Origin of the sequence: Paenibacillus pedocola, assembly GCF_031599675.1 — a bacterium.
In the GTDB taxonomy this organism is placed as follows: domain Bacteria; phylum Bacillota; class Bacilli; order Paenibacillales; family Paenibacillaceae; genus Paenibacillus_AQ; species Paenibacillus_AQ pedocola.
In genome coordinates, this window is the sequence record NZ_CP134223.1 from 5,214,768 (window position 1) to 5,239,867 (window position 25,100).

The 25,100-nt window shown below is 49.4% G+C and carries 23 protein-coding genes; 8 read left to right on the top strand and 15 right to left on the bottom strand.

Annotation, left to right across the window (positions count from 1 at the left end; all coding sequences use genetic code 11):
- Positions 1–17 precede the first annotated feature (17 nt).
- From QU597_RS23055 to QU597_RS23070, 4 genes are all read right to left on the bottom strand, one after another.
- Positions 18–905 (bottom strand): carbohydrate ABC transporter permease, encoded by an 888-nt coding sequence (locus QU597_RS23055; protein ID WP_310829986.1) that lies wholly within the window; start codon positions 903–905, stop codon positions 18–20.
- 17 nt (positions 906–922) lie between these two features.
- Positions 923–1,828, bottom strand: coding sequence for an ABC transporter permease (locus QU597_RS23060; protein ID WP_310829987.1), 906 nt, complete (start codon positions 1,826–1,828; stop codon positions 923–925).
- Positions 1,829–1,995: 167 nt separating this feature from the next.
- On the bottom strand, positions 1,996–3,663 hold the full coding sequence (locus tag QU597_RS23065; protein WP_310829988.1) for an extracellular solute-binding protein: 1,668 nt from the start codon (positions 3,661–3,663) through the stop codon (positions 1,996–1,998).
- 273 nt (positions 3,664–3,936) lie between these two features.
- Complete coding sequence (locus QU597_RS23070; RefSeq protein ID WP_310829989.1) at positions 3,937–6,279, bottom strand: YcdB/YcdC domain-containing protein; 2,343 nt, start codon at positions 6,277–6,279, stop codon at positions 3,937–3,939.
- Between the two features lie 365 nt (positions 6,280–6,644).
- On the opposite strand from QU597_RS23070, the gene hisC reads away from it, so the two are divergent.
- Complete coding sequence (gene hisC, locus QU597_RS23075) at positions 6,645–7,718, top strand: histidinol-phosphate transaminase (protein ID WP_310829990.1); 1,074 nt, start codon at positions 6,645–6,647, stop codon at positions 7,716–7,718.
- A 114-nt stretch (positions 7,719–7,832) separates the two neighbouring features.
- On the opposite strand, the gene QU597_RS23080 is transcribed toward hisC, so the two are convergent.
- The 9 genes from QU597_RS23080 to QU597_RS23120 all read right to left on the bottom strand — a co-directional run bounded on the left by QU597_RS23080 (position 7,833) and on the right by QU597_RS23120 (position 17,879).
- Entirely contained in the window at positions 7,833–8,117 is a 285-nt protein-coding gene (locus QU597_RS23080; protein ID WP_310829991.1) for a hypothetical protein, read from the bottom strand.
- A gap of 39 nt (positions 8,118–8,156) precedes the next feature.
- On the bottom strand, positions 8,157–8,903 hold the full coding sequence (locus QU597_RS23085) for an ABC transporter permease (RefSeq protein ID WP_310829992.1): 747 nt from the start codon (positions 8,901–8,903) through the stop codon (positions 8,157–8,159).
- A complete protein-coding gene (locus QU597_RS23090) occupies positions 8,903–9,679 on the bottom strand; it encodes an ABC transporter ATP-binding protein (protein WP_310829993.1) in 777 nt (258 codons plus the stop codon). Before QU597_RS23090 ends, QU597_RS23085 begins: the two co-directional genes overlap by 1 nt.
- Positions 9,660–10,673 (bottom strand): ABC transporter substrate-binding protein, encoded by a 1,014-nt coding sequence (locus QU597_RS23095; RefSeq protein WP_310829994.1) that lies wholly within the window; start codon positions 10,671–10,673, stop codon positions 9,660–9,662. Before QU597_RS23095 ends, QU597_RS23090 begins: the two co-directional genes overlap by 20 nt.
- A 250-nt stretch (positions 10,674–10,923) precedes the next feature.
- Positions 10,924–12,024, bottom strand: a complete 1,101-nt coding sequence (locus QU597_RS23100) for a Ger(x)C family spore germination protein (protein ID WP_310829995.1) — start codon at positions 12,022–12,024, stop codon at positions 10,924–10,926.
- Entirely contained in the window at positions 12,017–13,105 is a 1,089-nt protein-coding gene (locus tag QU597_RS23105) for a GerAB/ArcD/ProY family transporter (RefSeq protein WP_310829996.1), read from the bottom strand. The genes QU597_RS23100 and QU597_RS23105 overlap by 8 nt, the downstream gene beginning before the upstream one ends.
- A gap of 10 nt (positions 13,106–13,115) precedes the next feature.
- On the bottom strand, positions 13,116–14,537 hold the full coding sequence (locus tag QU597_RS23110) for a spore germination protein (RefSeq protein WP_310829997.1): 1,422 nt from the start codon (positions 14,535–14,537) through the stop codon (positions 13,116–13,118).
- 114 nt (positions 14,538–14,651) lie between these two features.
- The gene (locus tag QU597_RS23115) at positions 14,652–16,367 is read right to left on the bottom strand and encodes a cellulase family glycosylhydrolase (protein WP_310829998.1); all 1,716 of its coding nucleotides are present in this window, start codon (positions 16,365–16,367) and stop codon (positions 14,652–14,654) included.
- 1,155 nt (positions 16,368–17,522) lie between these two features.
- The gene (locus QU597_RS23120) at positions 17,523–17,879 is read right to left on the bottom strand and encodes a winged helix-turn-helix transcriptional regulator (RefSeq protein WP_310829999.1); all 357 of its coding nucleotides are present in this window, start codon (positions 17,877–17,879) and stop codon (positions 17,523–17,525) included.
- 202 nt (positions 17,880–18,081) lie between these two features.
- Between QU597_RS23120 and QU597_RS23125 the strand changes: the two genes are divergently transcribed.
- Positions 18,082–18,618 (top strand): NAD(P)H-dependent oxidoreductase, encoded by a 537-nt coding sequence (locus QU597_RS23125; protein ID WP_310830000.1) that lies wholly within the window; start codon positions 18,082–18,084, stop codon positions 18,616–18,618.
- Between the two features lie 94 nt (positions 18,619–18,712).
- On the opposite strand, the gene QU597_RS23130 is transcribed toward QU597_RS23125, so the two are convergent.
- Positions 18,713–19,690 (bottom strand): LacI family DNA-binding transcriptional regulator, encoded by a 978-nt coding sequence (locus QU597_RS23130; RefSeq protein WP_310830001.1) that lies wholly within the window; start codon positions 19,688–19,690, stop codon positions 18,713–18,715.
- Between the two features lie 358 nt (positions 19,691–20,048).
- Between QU597_RS23130 and QU597_RS23135 the strand changes: the two genes are divergently transcribed.
- From QU597_RS23135 to QU597_RS23150, 4 genes are all read left to right on the top strand, one after another.
- On the top strand, positions 20,049–20,273 hold the full coding sequence (locus tag QU597_RS23135) for a helix-turn-helix domain-containing protein (protein WP_019908812.1): 225 nt from the start codon (positions 20,049–20,051) through the stop codon (positions 20,271–20,273).
- A 163-nt stretch (positions 20,274–20,436) separates the two neighbouring features.
- Positions 20,437–21,198: a SagB/ThcOx family dehydrogenase gene (locus QU597_RS23140; protein ID WP_310830002.1), complete on the top strand. Its 762-nt coding sequence runs from the start codon at positions 20,437–20,439 to the stop codon at positions 21,196–21,198.
- A gap of 207 nt (positions 21,199–21,405) precedes the next feature.
- Complete coding sequence (locus QU597_RS23145) at positions 21,406–21,888, top strand: DUF2975 domain-containing protein (RefSeq protein WP_310830003.1); 483 nt, start codon at positions 21,406–21,408, stop codon at positions 21,886–21,888.
- 10 nt (positions 21,889–21,898) lie between these two features.
- Positions 21,899–22,117 (top strand): helix-turn-helix domain-containing protein, encoded by a 219-nt coding sequence (locus tag QU597_RS23150; protein WP_310830004.1) that lies wholly within the window; start codon positions 21,899–21,901, stop codon positions 22,115–22,117.
- 108 nt (positions 22,118–22,225) lie between these two features.
- Here QU597_RS23150 and QU597_RS23155 read toward each other — a convergent pair whose 3' ends face one another.
- Positions 22,226–22,411, bottom strand: coding sequence for a hypothetical protein (locus tag QU597_RS23155; RefSeq protein WP_310830005.1), 186 nt, complete (start codon positions 22,409–22,411; stop codon positions 22,226–22,228).
- 430 nt (positions 22,412–22,841) lie between these two features.
- Between QU597_RS23155 and efeO the strand changes: the two genes are divergently transcribed.
- Together efeO and efeB are read left to right on the top strand one after the other, a co-directional pair.
- The gene (efeO, locus tag QU597_RS23160; RefSeq protein WP_310830006.1) at positions 22,842–23,735 is read left to right on the top strand and encodes an iron uptake system protein EfeO; all 894 of its coding nucleotides are present in this window, start codon (positions 22,842–22,844) and stop codon (positions 23,733–23,735) included.
- Between the two features lie 5 nt (positions 23,736–23,740).
- Positions 23,741–25,045: an iron uptake transporter deferrochelatase/peroxidase subunit gene (gene efeB / locus QU597_RS23165; protein ID WP_310830007.1), complete on the top strand. Its 1,305-nt coding sequence runs from the start codon at positions 23,741–23,743 to the stop codon at positions 25,043–25,045.
- Positions 25,046–25,100 lie beyond the last annotated feature (55 nt).

Genomic DNA, 25,100 nt, shown 5'->3' on the forward strand with positions numbered 1-25,100 from the left:
TTTTGGCTTATTACAGTTTACCCCTTCACACTTCCAACGACCAGACCGTGCACGAAATATCTCTGCAGAAACGGATAGATCGCCAGGATCGGAAGGATGGATAAAAAGATCTGGCTGGCCTGCGTCGTCCGGTCGGAGATTTCATTCAGCAGCGCAGCCTGCTCAAAGGTAACATTCTCATTCTGCACCGACACCTGCTGAAGAATCGACTGCAGATAAGTAGCCAGCGGATAATGCTCGGGACTGCGCATGTAGATCATTCCGTCAAACCAGGCGTTCCAGTGGCCGACCAGCGAAAACAGTGTCACCGTAGCAATGCTCGGCAGCGAAACCGGGAGATAGACGCTCCATAAGGTGCGCAGATGTCCGGCTCCGTCCATCCAGGCCGCTTCCTCCAATTCTTTGGGCAGCCCGCGGAAAAAGTTCAGCATCAGCAGCACGTTGAAGATTGGCACCGCCCCCGGCAGAACAAGCGCCCATACGCTGTCCAAAAGCCCCATTTCCTTAACGACCAGATATCCGGGAATCAGCCCGCCCCCGAACAGCATCGTAAACACGAAAATCCAGGCATACGCTGTACGTGAACGGAAGGTCGCCGCTTCTTTGGAGAGCGGGTAGGCAACCAGGATAGTGAACAGCAGGTTGACGGATACGCCCAGGACAACACGGAGGAGGCTGGTGCCAAACGAATGAATGAACTGATTGTTCTCCAGCATGTAGCGGTAGGAGGACAAGGTAAAGTCAACCGGCCAAAGCGTCACGCTTCCGGCGTTCACCGCCGTACTTGAACTGAAGGAGATGGCCAGAATATTGACAATCGGAAAGAGACAGAGCAGTGCAATCACAGTAAGAATTACATAATTGAAACGGAGAAACCAGCGGTAAGCGCTAGAGGTATGATGCATTCAGCCCAGTCCTTTCTCTAAAAAATCCGGTATTTAGCAAAACGGTAGGCCAGATAATAGCCAAGGCCGATAAACACAAAGGATACGACCGATTTAATTAAGCCCAGCGCCGTGGAGACCGAATATTGTGCTTCCTGCAAACCAATCCGGTAAATCATCGTATCCAGAATATCGCCTGATTCGTATACCAGAGGATTGTACAGATTGAATACTTGGTCAAAACCGCCGTTCAGTACATTTCCCAGGCTGAGCGTCAGCATCAGAATCATAATCGGGCGGATTCCCGGCAGGGTAATATGCCAGGTCTGCTTCCAGCGTCCGGCACCGTCAATGATCGAGGCTTCGTAGAGCGACTGGTCAATGCTGGTCAGAGCGGCCAGATAAATAATCGTTCCGAAGCCGAATTCCTTCCATTGGTCGGTAATGACCAGAACGTACCGGAACCAGTGATTATCGGCCAGAAATTGAATGGGCTGGATGCCCAGTGATTTCAGGAGCATGTTGACGATTCCGCTGCTCGGAGACAGCACATCGACAATGATTCCGCCGAGGATGACCCAGGAAAAAAAGTGGGGCATGTAAATGATCGTCTGGATGGATCGTTTAAAGCTGTTCGCACGGACCTCGTTCAGCAGCAGTGCTGCAATCACGGGAATAGTCAGTCCGGCAATGATTTTGAGTACGGAGATAATAACGGTGTTCCATACCACCTGTCTAAACCCCGGAAGATCGAATAAATAACGGAAGTTCTCCAGTCCCGTCCAGGTCATATCGCGAAATCCGGAAATGGGGGAAAAGTCCTGAAAGGCGATCACAAGTCCCGCCATCGGGATATAACTGAAAATAATGACCAGCAATAAGGCCGGAAGAATCATTAAGTGCAGCGGAATATTGCGCAGAAACTGCCTGGGATTAAAGTGCATATGCTGTCTCCTCCTTGTTACCTTGATTATAAGACAGCCCTAAATCGGCTTTATAGTGTAGCGTGTTGACTTTGGGTATCTTCTATTGACCTGTTGACTTGGATGCAAAAAAGGACTGCCAGCGGTCATAATCAAACCGCCGGACAGTCCTATTGTAGATTCAAACTCTATTGTCCTTTTACAACCTCGTTTACCTCTTTGGTGATCTCATCTCCGCCAAGCTTTTTCCAGTTGGCCACAAACTTGTCGAAATCATCAACCGGCAGGCTGCCGTAGATGATCTTCACAAAGGTCTCTGCCCTGAGCTTATCCAGCGTGGCTGATTTACTATTCATAGTCTTGGTAGGCGCATAAATGAACTCATTCATCACGATCAGATCATTATCCCGGTAATACTTGATGACCCCTTGTGAGCTGAGTGGTCCAAAAATCCGCTCCATATGCCATTTATCCAGATCGCCGCCGCGGTAGGCCTGAATATCGTCATAGAACAATTTGGCTTCCAGTCCCATCTTGGAGGTATCGCCCGTTTTCAGCGCCTGCTCTACTTCATCCTGTGCCTTCACATTTTTGTTCGGCGGCAGGTTGGATACAACCGCATTCTGGAACCCGAGTCCTGTATCGCCGTTCAAATATTTGGCCCGCTCTGTAGCTGCCGACTCGCCGAACATTTTCTCAGCCTGGAAATTAAGCAGCTTGATCAATGCTTCAGGATGCTCGTAGCCCTTGCGTACAGCGAATACCCCGCCAAGGGATAGGTGGTTCTGGGTCTTGGCCGGCTGATCGTCAATGGACTGTACCGGATACGGAACCCAGTTCACATTCGCATCCTTCTTGATCATATCCTTGACCTGGAAAGGCGCCCATTGCGGCAGGAAGAACATCCCCGCTTTGCCTGCATTGACATCCTCCATCTGCTTGGCGAAATCTTTTACCCCAAACTCCGGATCAATTACACCCTCTTTATACAGGCGCTGCAGTTCCGCAAGGCCTGCCTTCACCTCAGGCTGAATCGTCCCGTTCACAATCTCTCCCTGATCATTCTTGATCCAAGTTTCCAGATAGGCATGGTAGCCCAGCAGGAAGCCGTTAATCGGCAGATCCTTGCTCAGTGAAATCCCGTAAGTATCCTTCTTGCCATTGCCGTCCGGATCGTTAAATGCAAAAGCCTCAGCGATCTTGATGATGTCCTGCATGGACTTCGGTTCAGCCAACCCGAGCTTATCCAGCCAGTCCTTGCGGATCCAGACCATATCCGAGGAATCAAGCGAGCCCCCGTAGCTTACCATTGCGTACTTCTTGCCGTCTTTCGTTACAGGCTTGAGGGCTGCTCCGTCTTCTTCACTGTAATACTCTTTTACCAGGTCAGAAGCGTATTGGTCGTAGACTTCAGTCAAATCCTGGAGCATGCCTGCTTTGTACAGCTGCTCAAACTGCACCATATTTACCTTCAGCACATCCGGCAAATCGCCGCTGGCCAGGGTAACATTCATTTTATCGTTATAGTTGGCATCGGCTACGATCCAGTCGTAAGTAACTTTGATGCCCAGCTCGTCCTCATACCCCCGGGTCCATACGTTATTAGCGTGGGTATCACCCTCTGCCAGCGTCTCCTTGCCGGTTTCATTCATGGTCGAGGTCAGCGTAATCGGCGGATCGTATTTGGTCAGCGGTCCCCCTTGCACCTCTGCAGCGGCCGTAGCCGCGGCCGGGGCCGCATTAGCCTCTTTGGCAGTCGTGCTGTTATTTGCGTTGCTGTTCGAACAGCCGCTAAATGCAATGGATAAAACCAGTGCTGCTGCCATTACAGGAAACTTTCTGCTTTTGCTTGTCATCTCATGAACCTCCCTTTTATTCTACATCCTCATTGTATAAAGAAAGCGTTAACAGCTCGAGTGGTATGCATTTACATTCGGTATCTTCTCTTTACCTTTTGCAGAAATACGCTTCTCATCATAACATGAGACTCAGCCTTTTACAGTTAAGCCTCCTGTTGCCGCCGCCACAAAGAAAAAGCAAGACCGGCACTTTTGGGAAAAGTGCCGGTCTTGCTTTATATAAATACATTCACAGCTATCTTAACTGCTCCGGCAGCTTCTGCCTGGAGATTACTGCTGGCCAATCGGCTGGTCGGTTTTGCCTTGCAGTTCTACCAGCTTCATAATAATGGACGCCGCCTGTGCTTTTGTTATATGCTGCTGCGGGTTGAACTTGCCGTTCTCACCCTGCAGCAGTCCCAGCCGGACAACAAGCGCTACAGCACCTTTATTAGTGATACTGGCACTGTCGCTGAAGCTGGTTACCGTATTATCATTGCCAAGGAAGGCCGCAAGCTTACTGTATTTCAAGAATGAGGATACCAGAACCGCAAGCTCCTCACGGGTGAGTTTATCCTCCGGCTTAATTGCAGCATCCTTGTCCAGCCAGCTTCGGGAAACCGCAAAGTTTACAGCATCGTAGTACGGGCTATCCATACTTACACCGGCTATGGTCTTACGATCCTGCATATTGGAATATTGCGTATAATACGGCGTTGAAGCTTTCGCAATGAAGTTAAGCCATTCTCCTACAGTGATCTCCTGTTCCGGATACACTTTTCCGTCAGCGTCCGGTGTAATAACCCCGTATTTCAGCAGCTCTGTTAATTGTTGTTCCGCAGCATGGCCCTTCACGTCGACCGCGCTTGCTGAAGTATTCACCTGTCCGTACATCTCATAGACCGAGGCCCAGTTACCGGTCTGTGCATTCAGCACCTCGTAAGGCTTACTGGTATCTGCCGGCTGCGGCGCATAGACCAGTTTGACTTTAGGCTCAACATACACACTCGTTCCATAAGATCCGCCAATGAGACTATATTGAAGCTTCAGGATATAGGTGTTCAGATATTTTTGCAGCGCCTCCGCTTTGGTGATTACTGGAGCCGGCTGCTTGGTAATCAGGGCAAAGTCAGAATATCCATAGTTTGTATATGTCCGGAGCCTGCCGTAGCTGTCGAGTTCAAGTGAAACAATACTGTTGCTTACCGGTATACCATCAAAATAACGGATAAATTGATAGCGGTATCCATTCCCTTCCGGCAGAACACTCCAGGTTCCCCCATGCTCGGCAAGCTTCAGATTGCTGCCCGCTCCGTTATACAAGCGGTTGATCAGCTGAATCGCCTGCTTCTTCGCCTCAGCCTGGCTCAGCTTTTTCGTTCCGGCAGCTACGGGCTGCTGTGTCTTGATGTCTGCTGGATTGCCATATTGCTCAATCTGGAACTGAATCACCTCGCCGGTAGTCGCGTTCACTTCAGCATACGTACGTCCTGGCATTCCTGAATACGCAGCTTCTGCAGTATCACTCCAGCCCAGCGTCCAGACTTTCTGTTTACCGTTCTGATAATTAGAGTTTAGCGTCTGCCAGACCAGCTTACGGTTAGCCGGAATTGCGGCTACCTGTTTGACCCGTTTGACAGCTTCCTCCACCGTAAGCTCTTTACCGGTGTTTACCGGCTGGAAGACTTCTTTACCGGCAGGTATTGCCTCATAGACAACCGGTGTGGGCGCGGCTTCTTTACCTTCATAGTCTATCCGTTTACCGGTTTGGGCATCGATCCCATATAAAGCTTCCTCCTGCGCTCTCCAGCCGAGCACCCAGCTGTCTACTACGCCTTTCTTATAGACAGGGGTATAGTACAGCGCGATATCAAAACCCTCTTTAAATTTCTTCTCCGCCTGTTCCTTGGATACAGCAGGTTTCGCGGACGGATACTCCTTCCCAAAGTAAGACTTATTAAATTGAATGATATTTCCGTTGCCGTCTACGGTAACCCGGACGGAGTCACTGTTTGAAGGCAGACCATTGGTCAGCAGCATAAAACTAAACGAATATTGAACCGGGCCAAAGAGTGCCGATTCATTCATCCATGTATTCTCTTCCAGTTCCAGCTCACTGTTCTTCAGCGAAGGCGCTGCTGCGGCAATAAAACTCCGGGCCTTCTCTAAAGCTTCTGCCCGTGACACTTTAGGCGGATAATAATTGTCGGCTTGCATAAACGGGAAGTAGAGATATGTAGAGATCACGTCACCTGTAATGGCATCGACCTCACTGGAAAAGCCATATCCTGTACTGCCGATTTGATATTCCCACTGAATGCTCCAGACCAGCTGGTTAGGATTTGGCGGATAAGAATTGCCCGTGCCGATTTGGGCATTAGAGACCTTTGCATCCTTCAGAGCAGGGAACAACTCCCGCAGCTTCGCCACCGCCTGCTCCTGAGTCACCTTAGCTTTTGCCGGGTCTGCTGTTGCTGCTCCCAACCCTGCCGATGCTGATACTACGATTCCATTCGTAGAGTAACTGGCATCCGCCGCGGCTAGACCGCTTGGCAGCATCAAGGCGAGCGCCACAGTAGTAATCAATGCGGCTTTGGTAGTCTGATGAATGAACTGATTCCTGTCATTTTTCAAAATTTCATCCTCCTAAAGTTTTGTAGGGTATACTCCCTGATGGCGCTTCGGCAAAAACTTACTCCGAAAGCATACGCTTACTTTTCCAAATATATGAAAAAATCCGATACTTCTAAATTATAATTAAATATACATATCTTTACCATATTTTATTTGCGACAGGAAATTACAGGGATGTGCAAAAGCTGAATCTGATCTTGTGCAGCTGCTAAAAAGGAACACTATCAGCCGCTGCTTACCGCGGGGAAACGAATTCTAACGTTCACATTTAACTCTAAATTTTACTTTAGCACTTTATTGCATTAAAGATAAAAGCGGATTATAGTGGATTTAGATCAGAATCTGTTTTAGGAGGATTAAAAGAGATGAGCAAATTTTGGAGTTCCACTGCCGCAGCCCTAACTCCCTATATTCCCGGAGAACAGCCTGCAGAGGGAAGTATGATTAAATTAAACACTAATGAGAATCCGTATCCGCCCTCACCGGCTGTGCTGGAAGCGATTCGCCGTGCAGTGGACGGCAATCTGCGGCTATATCCGGACCCTAACGCAAGCCGGTTGACTGCAGCTATTGCAACGCGGTTCGCTTTAACCCCGGGTGAGGTATTCGTCGGCAACGGATCAGATGAAATCCTGGCGTTTGCGTTCCAGGCTTTTTTTGACCGTGATCAGCCGGTGCTGTTTCCTGACGTTACCTACAGCTTCTATAGCGTGTATGCCAACCTGTTCAATCTTCCCTATAACGCTGTCCCGCTGGACGGGCAGCTCCGGATTCTTCCGGCAGATTATCAAAGGCCGAACAGCGGCATCATTCTGCCGAATCCGAATGCCCCTACTGCTATAGGTCTGCCTCTCCCGCAGATTCGGGAGCTGCTGGAAGGAAATGCGGGCCATGTAGTGATTGTGGACGAAGCCTACATTGATTTCGGCGGCGAATCCGCCGTCCCGCTAATCGCTGAATATCCCAATCTGCTGGTTATTCATACCTTCTCCAAATCCCGTTCGCTGGCCGGTCTCAGAGTCGGTTATGCACTCGGGCAGCCTGAACTGATCGAAGGGCTAAACCGGGTGAAGAACTCATTCAACTCCTATACGCTGGACCGCCTAGCCCTGACAGGTGCGGAGGCAAGCTTCATGGATGAAGCTTACACCCGAAGCAATATCGCCAGAATTGTGCAGACAAGGGAGAACACCCGGTCTGCGCTGGAGCATCTGGGCTTCAGCGTAACGGATTCAGAGGCCAACTTCCTGTTTGTCTCCCATCCTGCTATGCCTGCACCTGTGATCTTTCGCAAGCTGCGGGAGCATGGTATTTTGGTCCGCTATTTTGACAAACCGCGTATAGATGATTATCTGCGGATTACTGTAGGCACCGATACGGAAATGGAGGCCTTGCTTCAGGCCATGATGCAAATACTGCCCGGTGCGGACAGCCTGTAAGTAAAGCAGTATTTGCGGGTACAGGAATATCACCAACCGTATACGCCTCGCCGCTGTGTTCGCCCATAGGGTCAAGCCAAGCAGCCCCTCTTTGGATAAAGAAGGGCTAACAGCTTACTCCCTGAGCGCCTGCGCCGGATTCAACGGGACTTTTCCCTCTGTTTCCACTCGTTTTCCCAATAACGCCAAATTCAATGGTACTTTCCCCTCTGTTTCCACTCTTTTCTCCGATAAGCCCGGATTCAACGGGAGTTTTCCCTCTGTTTCCACTCGTTTTCCCGATAACGCCAAATTCAACGGGAGTTTTCCCTCTAATTCCACTCTTTTTCCCGATAACGCCGGATTCAAGGGGACTTTTCCCGCTCCTCCTACGTTATTAAAACAAAAAAGACGGCTCATCACTGAGCCGCCCTCACAATTTACTTACAATACTCTCCCTCACCGCCGCCACTTCATAAACTTGTAGTCCAGCAGATCCACCAGCAGGAACAATACAAAGCCGACTAAGCTAAACAGCATGATGCCTGCGTACATTTCCGGGTAATCCAGCCGCAGCCAGGCATCCATGATGAAGTAGCCCATGCCATGCTCAGTGCCGTAGATCTCGGTGAAGAACAGCACGGATATCGCCGTACCAAGCGAAATCCGGATCGTGCTGAGAATAACCGACAGTGCACCGGGCAGCGTCACATTCCAGAATTTCTGGACCGTGCCGGCTCCGATACTGGTTAGTACATCGTAGGTGTTCTCGGGGATTGCCTTGACTCCATCACGTACGGAAATGATGATCTGGAACAGCAGAATGAGCATGATCATCAGCACCTTAGAGGTTTCCCCAAGCCCGAAGAACAGCATGACCACCGGCAGCAAGGCAATCTTCGGAATCGGGTAGGTCAGATAGACGACCGGATCAAGCAGTTTGTTCCACAGCGGTGAGCGCCCCATCAGCAGTCCAATGAGGAGACCGATGACCAGCGCCAGCAACACACCTTCAAAGATCCGCAGCAGACTATAGCCGACGTTGAGCAGAACTTCCCGGCCTTCCAGCTGGAACATCGCCTTATAGACCGAACCCGGACTGGGCAGAATCGGATGATTCATCAGCAGGTAGACGATATACCAGACCAGATTCATGCACAAAAAGACAAACAACAACCGCAGTACGTGATTAATCCGCTTGTTCATCACCATTTCTCCTGCATTACCTTTCGGATCCGTTTCGTCTGCTCAAAGAACTCATTACTTCCCCGTTTCTCCTCATGCTTCATCCCGAACACTGCGGTATTATCCAGAACCTCCACCGAATCCTCCTTGCCTGCAGGCAGGATGATAATCTGCTGGCCCAGCAGGATAGCCTCGTCCACATCATGCGTGACGAACAGCGCCGTTGCCGGATGGGCAAGCCAATTGTCGAGAAAAATCTGCTGCAGCGCTTCACGCGTCACGGCGTCCAGGGCCGAAAACGGCTCATCCAGCAGCATAATCTTCGGCAAAATGGCAAAGGCCCGGGCGATCGCTACCCGCTGCTGCTGGCCTCCGCTCAGTGAGAGCGGATAACGGTCCGCCAGATCGGCTATTCCCATGGAGCTAAGCCAGTGCGTAATCCGCGCTTCCCGCTCCGCTCTGTCACCGCCGGCAGACCCGGTAATTTTCATCGCGATTTGGATATTGCCATGAACGGTCTTCCAGGGCAGTAATCCGTAGTTCTGCGGAACAAGCCCGACCAGTATATCTTTGTCATGAACGGGTTTGCCGTTAAACAGCAGCTCTCCTGTATAACCCGGAAGCAGGCCGGCAATCGCCCGCAGCAGCGTCGATTTCCCGCTGCCGGAAGGCCCGATAATCGTATAAATCCCATGCTCCGGCAGGGTCAGATTGACCTGACCCAGTGCCACCTGGCCGCTCTTGTACTCAACCTGGAGCTCTTTGATGCAAAGTCCGCTAATTCTTGAACTGGACATCGGAGATCACATCTTCAGCCGATATATTTTTGGTCAGCAGTCCTGTCTCCCGTGCCCAGGCAAAGGCTGCTTCCACTTCCTTCACATCCACCTGGTTCGCCGGCTGGTATTCCGGGACCTTAATCTCGTCTTTCAATGTTTCCGGGTAGCCTACTTCTTTAATAATCAGATCAATATATTCCGCCTGTTCATGGGATTTCATATACTCAACCGCATCATTATAAGCAGCGTACATATCACGGATGGCTTGCGGTTTGGCATCAATTACGCTTTGCGGAAAGGCGAGCACAAACGGGTTGATCCCAGCAGAATGTGTAGAGCTAAGCACACGCAGGCCGGCGGATTCCCCCATGGTCACAAAAGGCTCCGGCAGCACAGCGGCATCGGCTTTCTTGTTCTTAAGCAGCTCCAGACGGGTCGGAATCTGCGGTACTTCACTCACGGTGATATCCGCTTCGCTCAAGCCCGCCTGCTTCAGCATCATCGCTACTGTATATTGAGTGGACGTATTTTTGGACAAAATAACGGTTTTACCCTTTAGATCCTTTACCTCCTGAATCTCATCGTTACCGGTCAGAAGATCAAATTCACCGGTAGTTGTACTTGTAATCTTCACGTCCAGACCGGCTTCGTTATAGATCGAAATGGCCACCAGATCGGCGCTGATGCCGTCTACTTTGCCTGCCTGGAACGCCACGTCGCGGTCCTTGGCACTCTTGAAGGTCTGAATATCCAGATTGACGTTATGCTCTTTGTCGAAGCCTTGCTCATGGGCAATGATAAATGGAATGGCGTCGATCGAAGGCAGCAGGCCCAGTGTTACGACTGCCGCTTCCGCCGGAGTTTCCGTAGCTGCCGCTTCCCCTGTGTTGTCCGAGCCTGTATTGCTGCCGCCGCTTGCTGTATTGTTATTGCCGCAGCCTGCCGCAACCATGCCCACCGCAGCGACCAGCATAAACAGCATCATCAGTTGTTTCCAATTCTTTCTTTTCATGAATCTTCCTGCCTCCATATCTTCTCTAGTATATTTTGCTTGCGCATTTATTCACATAAGGGCATAGAGAATCCTTTATGCTCCCCCGGGAAGCGTAAGTAATGCAATTTTACACCCATTGCCCTATTTTGTATATTTATAAATTTAAATAATAACGGCTGCATAAAAAAAACGATAGTGATTCAGCGCCTCCCTCGGCTCTGCACTATCGTTAAATTAGTGTGTACGCGATATACACCAGCATCTACACTCAGCTATATTTACCATAGTCTTTGATGACTACTTTGGTATGGCACTTTACTTCTATCTCAGGATATACCTCTCTCCAGTTCAAGCTTGTCCATTCCTTGTAGTTCAGCCCGTTCCGTACATACGTTCCGATCCCCAGGCTGTCTACGTTATGCTCCTGCATCTGCTCCACCATCAAATCAGCTTTGGCCGTGATATATTCGGATATCTTCTGTTCTAATTCATGACGTGCCTTGCTCTCATTAATCTTCTCTTCTCCGGTGTATTCGAGTACCGAGCCCTGGAGGGAAGCAAAAATGTCGACCTTAAAGCGCCCGTCTCCCAGTTGATGCACTTTGATCTTGCGTTTGTTTAACAAGGAGCTTAACATGATGACCACTGGCCTGCCATCCTTGTCCCCTAAGTTAATCGCAACTTCCCCCTGCCTGAGATCATCGCGGAACAGGGCAAAGATAATCCCGTCCTCGGCCGGAATCCTCATCACATACCGGTCCTCCTGAAACATTGCAACGCCCTCAATGACCACCTTGTCCCCCCCGTCTTTCACAATCGGAGCTACAGGGTCAATGCCGTCATCGTTGAAATCCCTGGAGAACTCATATAACGTGGTTGCAGGAACACTATTGCCGTAAGATTCCTTATCCAGCAGATGAGTGATATAGCGCCCGGTATCATTATGCGACTTGAACGTCTTGGACAGCAGATCTCCTGCATCCCCCTCGACGACGGTTACTCTGACTCCAAGCGCAATCGAAGGATCCCGCAGGAGTGTATCGATATAATCGCCTAAGCCCTCTTTTGCCAGCTTCGTTCCGTATAGGGTCTCTCTTACCTGCCCGCTGACGACCTTCAGATCAGTTTGCAGGGAGAACTGCAGCCGGGCTGATTTAAGGCTGTCGCTTACGGTCGTCATGAGTTCACGGCGGACCTTCGAGGTGGGATCTGTAACCGGAACGCAGTAGGTCACCTTGAGCCGTTTATTGTCCAGCAGATCATAGCTTGCCGTTTGGACCATCCCCAGCTTTTCAAGTATCCGCTCATCGCTTTTGCAACCGGTTAACAGCAGCAGCAGAAGCACAGGAATAAGCCTGAGCTTAAGCATGGGAAATTCCTCCTTTCCGTTGTATAAGCAGGATCATAATCAATAACATGGGAAGGCCAAAAGCAATACCTGTCACAGCATAGCCCAAATTGGTGATCCAGACATTTACCTCATCCAAAGTCTTGGGAATAAAAGAGACGCAATAGGAGCTGCCTAGCAAAAAGACCAGAAGTACCGGCGTTTTTACCTTCGGGATGATTCTTTGTATACTCAACTGCGCTGCCCACCAATACATCACAACCGTGACCAGTACTAAAAACAGAAAAAAACCGTAGAGCAGGTTTTCCAGCCGTTCAATAAAAGGCAACTGGATATAGGCCAGTAAGTCCAGCACGGGATACAGCAGCTTTTTTAATTGACCCGGGCCGAAGAAGCCGAAACAGATCAGCGACAGACAGATATAGACGAACGACAAAAAGGCATTTGCGGCATAGATGGCGGCCATAGACTTTTTACTCTTACTCTTATTCATATACGGGAATAGCAGAATGGACAGCTCATAGCCCAAATAAGCGGCATACACTTCTACCGCCCCCTTCACCTGATCATGTCCGCCATGAAGAAGGAACGGAGTGAACCTCGCCCAGCGAAAAGAGGGGAAGAACCACAGCAGCAGTCCAAACATCCAGATGGTCATCCAGAAAAAAAGGGTTACCGCGTTGGACATCCTGTAGATCCCTTTGATCAGCATCATAAAAGCCAGTACGTCAATAGCCAGCTTAAACAGCATCGGATTTGTCGTCGGGAAAGCCAGCATTTGAAAGAGCAGCACATACTTTTTACCGATCATACAGCCAAAAACTAACCACACTGCCGTCAAGCCCAAATAGAAAGGGTAAAGGATCGCCTTCGAAACCGACTGTTCCATTATTTCAAAGATTGAGCGCCCCTTCCCCAGCCGAAAAACCAAGGTGATCAAATAAATATTAAATGACGACAGCAGCAGACACGGAATTAGCACAAGCCAGCCGTTCGTTCCGAAATAATCCGCCAGACTGCGCGGCAGGGTGAAGATAACGATTCCTGACTGAGTCATGTATACAAGAACGGCAATATGAAAGGGACTAAGCTTTTCCGGCATAACACCATTCCTACTTTCTGTTTTTTTGCTTTATCCGGTTGGAGGTCCCCACCTGCTTGGGCCGGGTTCTGAGCATTGAAAAGGGTGCCCGGATGAATACATCCTTCCAATCTGTTGACTTCATCGGTGCAACGGGCATGACATAGGAGGTCCCTAGACTGGTTAGACCGGATAAATGAATCACAATGACTGCGATCCCCATTACAAGCCCCATATTGCCCCAGACTCCGGTCAGAATAATAATCCCGAAACGGATCAGCCGGATCGAGGCGCTCATCATATAGCTGGGAATGACAAAGGACGCGATGGCGGAGGAGGCCACGGCAATAATCAGCACATTACTGGTCAGCCCGGCCTGTACCGCCGCCTGTCCGATTACAATACCGCCTACGATCCCGATGGTCTGTCCGATCTTGGTAGGCAGGCGGGCTCCCGCCTCGCGCAGCAGCTCAATCATGATCTCCATCAGCAGCGCCTCGTAGACTGGAGGGAAAGGGACTCTGTTGCGTGATTCGGCCAGCGTTCTCAGCAGGGCTTCTGGAATCATCTCATAATGAAAAGTGGTCACGGAGACATACATTGCCGTAAAGGTTATGGTGATAAGCAATGCCATATATCTTAGCAGCCGCAAGGCTGTACCGAGTGCCCAACGCTGGTAGTAATCATCGGGAGATGAGAAAAATTCAAAAAATGCAGCAGGTGCGCTGATCGCTGTCGGGCTGTTGTCAACAATGGCAACAATCCGTCCGGCAGCGAGCTTGGACGCGACAACATCCGGCCTTTCTGTGATGAGGAATTGGGGAAACACCGAATTCGGCATATCCTCAATAAATTGGGTCAGCATCCCTCCGTCGTTAAGTGTATCTGTCTCAATGCTTTGAATCCGCCGCCCCATATCTTCAACTAGTTTAGGATTGGCAACATCCTTGATATAGAGCAAATAAACAGCTGTTTTGGATATTTCGCCGACAGCGTATTTTCTGATTTTGAGATGGGGACTTTTGAGTCTGCCGCGGATTAAGGATATATTCGTAAGCGCCGACTCGACAAAAGCATCATGAGGGCCTGCAATAATCGTTTCGGTCTCCGACTGCTGCACACTGCGCATCTCAGGGCCATAGACATCCAGTAAACAGACCGTCCCCCGGTGAAAAATGGCAACATTGCCTGCCAGGATGCCGACAACTACCTGTTTGGGATCACTTCCTGGAGTGAATTGCGACTGCAGCAGCAGCTGGTCAACCTCATCCAGCCGGATTTTGGAAAAGGGCTCCTGAATCTCTTTGATGAATGAAGCCGTGTCCACCAAATGCGAAAAATACACAATATCGGTCTCAATTTCCGGATAGGACCGATGGTTCAAATCGGCGCATTGATCGAACTCTTCAAGAATATGTTCAAGTGAAAGCGGATTGTGCGCCATCGAACGCATTGAATACCCTCCCTGCAGCTACTATTTTGGGGTAGTATTCCCAGAAACCGCATGGTTATTTATAGCAAAAAACCTCCGTTACCCGGTAAGGGTAACGGAGGTTCTTTGCGGAGTTTATTGGGCCACACCGGTAACGGTTGTTCCACTTTTGGTAATCTTGTAGCTCACAATCTCACCGCTCCAGAAATGGAATTTAAGAATGACTTCGCCATCGTTCACTTCTTTGAAGAAGTTCTCCTGCAGGCTGATCTCACCCGTATTGTAGGAAGGACTAAACGTATAGGCAAATTCCTTAAATGAGGTCCAGTTCTGCGGTCCGGCATTGCCGCCGGAGGCATATACGGCTTCCATGGTCGCTAAGATATCACCGTTGAAATTTGTAGGGATTTTAAAGGAAGCTATTGTTCCCTGGGTGCTGCTAAGGACCGGTTTACTGGAAACAATGAGATTAAAGGTCCAGTCGGCACCTTTATTGAACCCGGCCGTAAGAACTGCATTTACGCCCAGCTTGCCGGAAGAGGTAAGGCTCTTCAGCTTGGCAGCTTTGAGCGTCAGCTTATCTCCGTTCAGGCTATAATCCGTCCCTTTCTTCAGCTTGCCGCCCGTAGTGCTGAGCGAGGTCAGCTTGTTGCCGTTCAGGTTCAGCGAAACTGTAACATCCTTAACCTCTTCACCTTTATTCAAATAAATGAGATCGCTTTCAGCAGTTGCCGAACGTGTGCTCCAGCTGTTCTTCATCATCGTAAAGAGCTGGGGATCAGACCATTTATATGTCGTGCGGCCAAAATGCTGACCGTTATCCCACAGCATAGAGGTAATCCGTTTTTCCCTCAGATAGTTGGCAAGGAATTCAAAAAACTTCAGCTTTTCACCCTGCTCAATCGTTCCTGTATTCTTATCGAAGCCGAGCAGGCCATATTCCCCTACGATGACAGGAACGCCTTTGGCGGTGAAGGTAGCATGCACCTTGTCAAAGGTCTGGATAATGTCATTTTGCGTGTCGGCGTCAAATTTGGTGTATCCGGCAATATTAACGCTGAACGGCCAGAAGCCATAATAATGTACCGTCGCAATCAGATTCGGATCTTTCAGTCCGGTGATTGTCTGGTAGAGCACATCCATCCGTTCCTGGGTCGGAGAGGATTCCAGCGAAGGAAGCACCAGCGGCCGTTCCGCATTGTTGCCGCCTGAGCTTCTTACGATACTGTGGAAGGACTTGTTCAGCTCAGTCAGCATTTGAGTCGCTTTGGCTTCGTCGGTAGTTCCCCCATCGGTGAACCGCGGCTCGTTGACGCTCTCGAACATCAGCTTATCCGAGTAGTTCTTAAACTTCGCCGCAATCTGAGTCCAGGCAGCATTGTAGCGGGCCAGCACCTCATCATGCTTCTTCTCCATCCCGCTGATCCACAGCCAGGAATCATGGTGAAGATTAATCATCACATACAGCTTTTCTTTCAATGCCCAGTCCACTACCTGTTGAACTCTGGCGAGATAAGCAGCTTCTATAGTATAGTTCGGAGCCGCCCCAATATGAACGTCCCAGGTTACCGGGATGCGGATGCTCTTGTAACCCTGGTCGGCGATTTTTCGGATCAGTTCCTGGGTTACTGCCGGATTGCCCCATGAGGTTTCATCAGCCCCGGTAGCGTCAAGCGTATTGCCGAGGTTCCATCCCGGCTGCATGGCATCCACATAGGATTGCATGGCGGTTGTTGCAGGTTTTCCTTTGGCCGTCTGGTCTGCAGATGCAGCCGATATACCCGGCGTTATCAGTGCGAGCATCAGCAGCGTGGTGAATGCTAGTGATAGAAATGATTTCTTCTTAGGCATGAATTCGATATTCCTCCCTTATGAATGAACGATCATCTTCTTCAAATCCCCCAAGCCTGGTACACCCGCCACCTCCCATTCATTTCATGTAACCGCTTACCTAAAAGAATATAACATCTTTCCCTCTTGGCAATAAACCCAATAATTAGTGAAAAAATCCTATGAAAATTATTGATTTGGGTGGTTAGAGTGAACTTGGAGGGCTACATTTAGGGATTGGCCGTGGCTGCAGGGAATGTTTGGACTTCCGGCCGCTGTTAGGTTTAGATTTCCTGAATTTAACTGCTATTCGCAATAAAAATCCAAACCTAGCCTATGCTTATGATGCGAGCTTTCCTGCGGAAAGCTTTCAGGCGGACGCTACTGCTCCGTAAGGCTCAAAATTCCCCTCCGCCACTTTTCCCTAAATGTATATTTTCAAGTTCAATCTTATGGGGTGACGGAGGCAGAGTAGCGGGAATTTCTCCATCTAATTTCCGACGAACTGGGTGAAGACAGACTCTAGCGGGATTTTCTCCCGCTAATTTCTACCGTATAGGCCTAAATCAGCGTTTCTAGAGATTTTAAAGGGAGGTTTTCCACCTAAATCCTGCTTCCAGGCGAAAACGGACGGATTAGTTGGAGGATTTCCCGCTAAAATTATTCTCAGGTGATAAAATAGTGTTATTACATCTTCACCAGAGGTGATTGGTTTGCCCAGATTTCCCGCAATGACCGCCATCACGCTCTGCCCGTAGTAGTTTCCCCTTGGAATAACTGCGGGCTGAGCCTTTACCCAAGGGAGCGTGATGGTTATGAAGCCTTACCGGAGCAACCGGAATCAGGCATTAATCCGGCATTACAGAAAACATGCTATTCAACGTAAAAAGCGTCTGCTCAGAACATCGGGATGGAGCTTCAAGTATGAAGGAAGTTTAAGTAAAGGAAAAATCCATTGTTCCTGCCGCTGGTGCTGTAAGAAGACCTCAAGACTTGGATTTTCCAAATCAGAGGCGGCGAGGATTGCTGACTGCGAGGAGCAGCTTCGGGGATCAAAATTCTAAACCACCGTAATCCAAACAAGCGATGCCCTATTTCGGGTAATCGCTTGTTTCCACAACACCCTTTATATCGTCTTCCTCTTAATAGACAAGAACAGAAAGTAAAACAAACTATTCATTTTGATTCATTCTCCAATAGCTCGACCTCTTCCCCCTGCTGCTGCCTCATTTTAATGTTAGCTCTGCCCCAGGAACACATTTGATGAATAATTTCATTCGCTGTAATTCCATATTCGGTTATATAGTACTCCACTTTGGGAGGCATTTGAGAATATACATGTCTGCCGATGATGCCGTCCTGTTCAAGCTCACGCAGCTGCTGGATCAGCACTTTTTGCGAGATCCCCGGAATACTGCGCTGCAATTCGCTTGTCCTTTTGGTGCCGGAAATTAAGTGACATACAATCAGAGCCTTCCATTTCCCTCCGATAATTTCAAGGGTTGCTTCTATGCCTAAATTATATTGTTTCATGTTATTCGTACCACCTCATCACCGCTAGAAATCAATAGCTTATCTGCTTATCTCTATAATCGCATAGATTCACTCTGCGTCCAATGCACACTTTGAGGTAACTAGGTTACTTCATTGTGTGTATTTACATTTTTTTGAACATGAAAAATAATGTAAGCAACTGCAGCAAGCAAATCAGCTTACAAAAGAAAGGTGATTGTTGATGAAAACTCTGGTGATATTAGCACATCCAAATATTGAAGCTTCGAGAGTGAACAAAAGGTGGAAAGAGGGATTACTTCAGCATCCAGACGGGATTACGATTCATGAGCTTTATAAGGAATACCCGGACTGGAGCATAGATGTATTAAGAGAACAGAAGCTATTGGAAGCCTACAGCCATGTCATCTTTCAGTTTCCGTTGTACTGGTATAGTTATCCGCCCTTACTAAAAAAGTGGCTGGATGATGTATTTACCCATGGATGGGCCTATGGTTCAAACGGCAGGAAGCTGCAGGGTAAGAAGCTCGGAATAGCGATGTCGATCGGTGATAAGAAGGAAAACTATCTGCCCGTGGGTTCTGTTTCTTTTACGGTAGATGAAGTTATCGCCCCTTTCAAAGCCAGTGCAATCCATGTAGGCGCAACAGCACTACCGCATTTCGCTGTCTTCGGTGCGTCATTTCAGGTGAGCGATGAAGAGATTGAGCAGAGCGCGGCAGATTATATTGACTATATCAGGCAGCATAGATCCCGCTAAATCCATTCAAACGATAATTTCGGCCGATAGACTGTATATTAGATGGAGAAAATCTGTCCGTACCACACCACGCCCTACTACTTACCGCTTTCCCCTACACCGTCCCCCGCTCAATAATCACGTAATCCAGCTTGCGGTGTACGGGCACGCGGCTGCCGGTGCTGATCTGCTCATGGATAATGCGGAAGGCGGCGGCACCCATCTCGTAGAGGTGGTTGTCGATGGTGGTGATGTCGAGCAGCCGGCCGATCGGCTGATTGTCGAAGCCCATGACCGCCAGATCCTCCGGGATGTGCAGCCCGTGCTTGCGGGCCTCGATGATCAGGCCGGCGGCGACATGGTCGCCGGTAATGATCAGCACCTCGGGCCGGTCCTGCATGTCCAGCAGCGATAGTGCAACTCCCGCCCCATCCTCCTCCGTCATACAGTCGTAAACTATCCACTCCTCCCGGAAGGGAAGCTTATGCTCGGATAGAAACGTGCGGAACGCGGACTGCCGGATCGAGGCGCTGCTGCCGTTCTGCCGGCCTTCACAGTAGCCGATTTTGCGGTAGCCTTTGCTGCTCAAATACTGCAGGCCATCCCAAAAAGCCTCATAATGCTCAATATAAACCGAGGAGAAACGCCGTTCGCCGCTGTCCTGGCAGGTAATAACCGGACCGTACTCCGTATATTCCTCGATCACTTCCGGCTGAAGCGCCGTAGAGACGATGACCACGCCATCAATCTCCTTATTGCGCAGCATCTCAAGCACCTTCAGCTCCTCCTCGGCAGCATAGTTGCTCTGGCAGAGAATCAGCCGGTACTGTGCATTCAGCGCTTCATGGGCCAGCCCGTCCATCACAATCGAGAAGTAGTATAAATTGATATACGGCAGAATTACCGCAATGGCTCCGGTACGCCCGGTAATCAGATGCACGGCATTCATATTCCGGGTGTAGTTTAATTGCTCTATGGTATTAAGCACGGCGGCTCTTTTATTGTCGCTGACATAAGGATGATTATTAAGCACACGGGATACTGTCGTTACAGAAACACCGGCGATGCGGGCGATTTCTTTAATGTTGGCCATCAGCAAGCTTCCTCCTGAATAGGATGATACTGGTTTTATTTTACCACATCGGCCTTCAATACCTTCTCATAAAAAAAGCTTGCTATGGAATCCATTTCATATACTACACTGGTTCTGCAACAGCTTACCGGACTAAACTGGCGTGACCGAAAGGGCGTGACAGACCGGTACAGTACGTGTCTTTGCCGCCGGGAGGGCGGTTTTTTTACGTTCCTAGGAATAGGCTTCAGCTTGTCTGCTTCCCCGCCCATTTTAGGGCAATGACCGCACAATTAACATTGCGCATACATAATATGATTTGACTGTATCCCTTTACCTTGTTATACCAAACAAACCCGAGCAAGGAGGGGTGACACCATTGAAAGGGAACGAACATCACAGCAAATTTCTGTTGACGCACCGCGAGCGCGAAGTATTCGAGCTTCTTGTGCAAGACAAAACTACACGGGATATTGCCGGATTGTTATTCATCAGTGAAAAAACCGTCCGCAACCATATCTCCAACGTCATGCAAAAATTAAACGTAAAAGGCCGTTCGCAAGCGGTTGTCGAGCTGATCAAGCTTGGGGAGCTGAAGATATAGCTGCCGTGCTTCAGAAGTGACACGTTTAAGCCTTCTTTTATCCTTCGGGGTGAGAGGAGGTTTTTTGTTTGCTCACCAAAAGAGCGGATAGTGCGTTCGATCACCGTGAAAAATTCCTGACATGATAAATTAAAGCTATTAAGGCAACTCAGGAGGATTTGTTATGACAAGATACGAGCAACAAAGGCAGTTTCTAAAATCTAATTTCCATGAATTCAAACATATAAAAACAGATAAGATCAAGGGAATAACACAACCGCCAATTGTTAAGCCCTTTGATTCGGAATCCGTACTTATTGATTTGCCAAAGGTCAGCAAAGACGTTGTTAGTAACGACAACATTTTTGATTGTATAGATCAAAGAAGAAGTACCCGGTTTTATTCTGCGGACACTTTAAGTCTCGGGGAGTTATCCTATTTATTATGGGCAACCCAAGGGATTACAGGTATGAATAAAAACGGGCTTACGCTACGGACGGTACCCTGCAGCGGGGCGACACACACCTTTGAAACCTATTTAATGATTATGCGGGTTGAAGGCATTCAGCAGGGAATCTATAGATACCTTCCGGTGGAACACAAGCTCTTATTCATGTTTGAACTGGATGAGCTTGAACAAAAGATTGATGCGGTTACTTTGGATCAGCCCTTTGTCCCTAACTTTGCCAAGAAGGCTGCTGTACTGTTTGCATGGAGTACAACCCCCTACCGGTCCGAATGGAAATATGATATTTCAGCACACAAAAAAATCCTCATCGATGTTGGACATGTATGCCAAAATCTTTATTTAGCCAGTGAATCCATCGGTGCAGGTGCTTGTGCAATTGGAATCTATGATCAACAGCTGATTGATGAAATTTTAAGATTAGACGGTGATGAAGAATTTGTGATCTATATGGGCGCAGTCGGGAAGAAACGGAAATAGCGGCCCCCAGGTGCTTCAGAAGTGACACGTTTATGCCTTCCTTTATCCTCCGGGATGAGGGGAGGTTTTTTGTTGCAGGAATTTATTGGCACAGGAATATTTTGATCTAACAATAATAATATATTCATTAACATGACTTTTTTATTGTAAAACGATATATTTTGTGTTAAATTCGAATTAATCACAAGAATAAGCGGGGGATTTTTTATGGAACGGGGAACTACACTCTTTTTAAGGGCGGCTGTTATTCTGATTGGCATTCCGGTACTTGCTATTTGCATTTTTCTGGTGCCCGAGATTGGGGAATTTGCCGCCGAATTGTATCCGGATTATCGTTTTTTGAAGGTGCTCGTTTGGATCGATCTGTATGCAACGGCACTGCCCTTCTACTTCGCCCTGTATCAGGCCTTTAAGCTGTTAGGCTACATTGACAAGCAAAAAGCGTTCTCGGAATTATCGGTAGAGGCTCTGAAGCGTATAAAATACTCTGCGCTTGCCATCAGCAGCTTGTTTGTACTGGGGATGCCGCTCTTCTACCTTATGGCGGAGAAAGACGATGCACCCGGGATCATAGTCATCGGACTGATTCTGATTTTTGCCTCCATGGTAATCGCCGTGTTTGCGGCAGTGCTTCAAAGGCTTTTAAAAGAGGCCATCGAACTAAAATCCGAAATCGATCTGACGGTCTGAGGTGAAGATAATGGCGATTATAATCAATATTGATGTGATGCTGGCAAAGCGGAAAATGAGCGTAACCGAGCTCTCGGAGCGGGTTGGAATCACGATGGCTAACCTTTCTATACTGAAAAACGGCAAGGCAAAGGCGGTCCGCTTATCTACTTTGGAGGCAATTTGTAAGGCTTTAGAGTGTCAGCCCGGAGATATTCTGGAATACAAAAGCGACGACGGCATTGAGTGATCTGAAGATAAGCAAATAAAAGGCCGCAGCTCCGGAGCATCCTCCGGGCCTGCGGCCTTTGGTTACAGGTTAAGTTATTCATTCCTTCTTTATCTGAAGCCGCTAAGATTAATGGTATTTGACCGTCTTAATCCGGGCCTGTTCCTCATAAGTGAGCGGGCTTGGGGATTGTGGCGTATGAAGATGCCGCTGTACGGTGTATTCCATCTTCAGATAGTCTTCCTCTCCGGAAGTCATCCCCGGCTGCCAAATTCCTACTACCCAATTTTTAAGTTCCTTAAGTCCTTCCAGCATTACGTTCATCCTCCTTGAGCGATGAAATCTATAGTCAACAGCTGTTTTGTTTACGCTTTCATTATAGCATAACCAACGTATTTTGAAAGAGGTGTCCACAGGAAAAAGACAATATTTTGTGACCATTGTATGATAAACCCATATTCTTTAAGGGTTTTGTATTCTTCCGGCGGAACCTTGTATTTATACAGGAGACAGTTTGGACAAGCATTGAATTCGATCCTATGTCTGCAAATCTAGCGTGGCGGAATTACCTAATTTCTCCTTTTTCGGGAGAGGACAGGATTGTATTTGTGATATACGTCACATTTTTTTGTTGACAGCCCCTATGCAGGGATTTATGATAAATCCAGCACAAATGATAACGATTATCATTTACACATGGGGACGTTGCTCTTATAACTTATACATAAACAAAGGGGTGTTCTAATTGAAATTTAATTACGCTGTTCCCGCCGGGCTGCTCGCTGCCTCCATTCTGTTCACCGGGTGTGCAAGCAATGACAACAACAATAACAACAATTCGGGCAATGAGGCCGCTGCTGCGAGCAGCAGTAATACAGCCAGTGCGCCCGCCTCAACAACCGCACCCGCTGCTGCCGATTTAACCTCAGCTATTGAACAATATCGCAATTATGTAATCGAGCAATGCGATGAGTTCGTCAAAATGACCGAAAGCTTCACCACGGCTGTAAAAGCCGGGCAGCTCGAGGAAGCCAAAGCGCTGTACGCACCTTCACGCATGCACTATGAACGGATCGAACCGATTGCCGAAGCGCTGGGGGATCTGGATCCGAATATCGATGCCCGGGAAAATGATGTAGATCCGGCTGACTGGCGCGGCTTCCATAAGATTGAACAGGCCCTCTGGCAAAACGGGACGACTGACGGGATGTCTGAAGTCGCCGACCAGCTGCTGAAGGATGCGCAGCTGCTGCGTGCCAAGGTAGAAACTACCGATATCGACGCCACGCTGCTCGTTACCGGAGCCGTCGGCCTGCTGAACGAGGTTTCCTCCTCCAAAGTTACCGGTGAAGAAGAACGTTACTCCCATACGGACCTCTATGATTTTGTAGCCAATGTTGAGGGAGCACAGAAAATCTACGAGCTGCTGAAACCGGAGCTGGCGAAAAAAGACCCTGCACTGGACCAGACGATCGGCGAACGGTTTACCGCGCTGCTGAACGAACTGGCTCCTTTCAAATCCGGTGACGGTTATGTCTCCTATGAAACCCTGAAGGAAGACGAGATCCGCAAGCTGAGCCAGAATCTGGACGCTTTGGCCGAACCGCTGTCCAATATGGGTACTATTCTAGGAGTGTGACCGGTATGAAAAAAGATAAATCCGCAAAACCCGTGACGAAGCCGAGTGAAGGATTAATGGATCAAAAATTAAGCCGCCGCGATATCCTGCGGCTTACCGGCGTCGGCGGCCTGGGGCTGCTGCTGGGCGGAACCGGTGCAGGCAGCATCATCGCTGCCCGTAAGGCGTCCGAGCCCGCCCCCGCCGCACTGGCTGCGAATGCTGACATCATCCCGTTTTACGGGAGTCATCAGAGCGGAATTCTGACACCTGCGCAGAATTTCATCGTTTTTGCGGCCTTTGATCTGACGACAATCAAGCTCGCCGAGGTGAAGCAGCTGCTGGAAGCATGGACCACCGCAGCCGCCGCGCTCACTTCAGGCAGCCTGATCGGCAACGTCAATGACAACCCCAACCTGCCTCCGTCCGATACCGGAGAAGCCGACGGGCTCTCTCCCTCCAAATGTACACTTACCTTTGGGGTTGGGCCTGCCTTTTTTGACGGACGTTTCGGACTGGCTTCGAAGCGTCCGTCTACGTTTGCGGATCTTCCGGCTTTTGCGGGAGATGCGCTGGAGCCGCAGTGGTGCGGCGGCGATCTCTGCGTGCAGGCCTGCGCCGACGATCTGCAGGTGGCGTTCCACGCCATCCGTAATCTGGCGCGTATCGCCCGCGGCACAGCTGTGCTGCGCTGGACGCAGGAGGGCTTCCAGCGGACCGGCGGCGCCGATCCCAAAGGCGGCACGCCGCGCAATCTGCTGGGCTTCAAGGACGGAACCGGCAATCCGGATGTGACGGATGCAGCCGCGATGCAGGAAATCGTCTGGAGCGGCAGCGGCGACGGTCCTGCCTGGATGAACGGCGGCACCTACATGGCCGTACGGCGCGTACAGCTGCGCGTTGAGGTATGGGACCGCTCCCCGCTGAGCGATCAGGAAAACACCTTCGGGCGGTACCGGCAGAGCGGTGCCCCGATCGGTGCCAAGGACGAATTCGCCGATCTTAATCTGGAAGCGAAGGACGCGGCCGGGCGGCCGGTTGTTCCGCCGAATTCCCACAGCGCGCTGTCGCACGGCGACGGATCGGTCAAGATTCTCCGCCGCTCCTACTCGTACTCCAGCGGAATGAATCTCAAAACAGGCCAGCTCGATGCCGGTCTGCTGTTCATCAGCTTCCAAAAGGACCTGGTGAAGCAGTTCGTCAGCATCCAGCAGCGCCTCGCCAAAAGCGACATGCTGAATGAATACATTCTCCATACCGGCAGTGCCGTATTTGCCTGCTTCCCGGGTGTCCGCGAGGGCGGATATATCGGGGAGACGCTGCTTGGCTAAATGTGGAGCAGCCTATGCAGAGTGAACAGATCAGTGCCAATATCATTGAACGGAA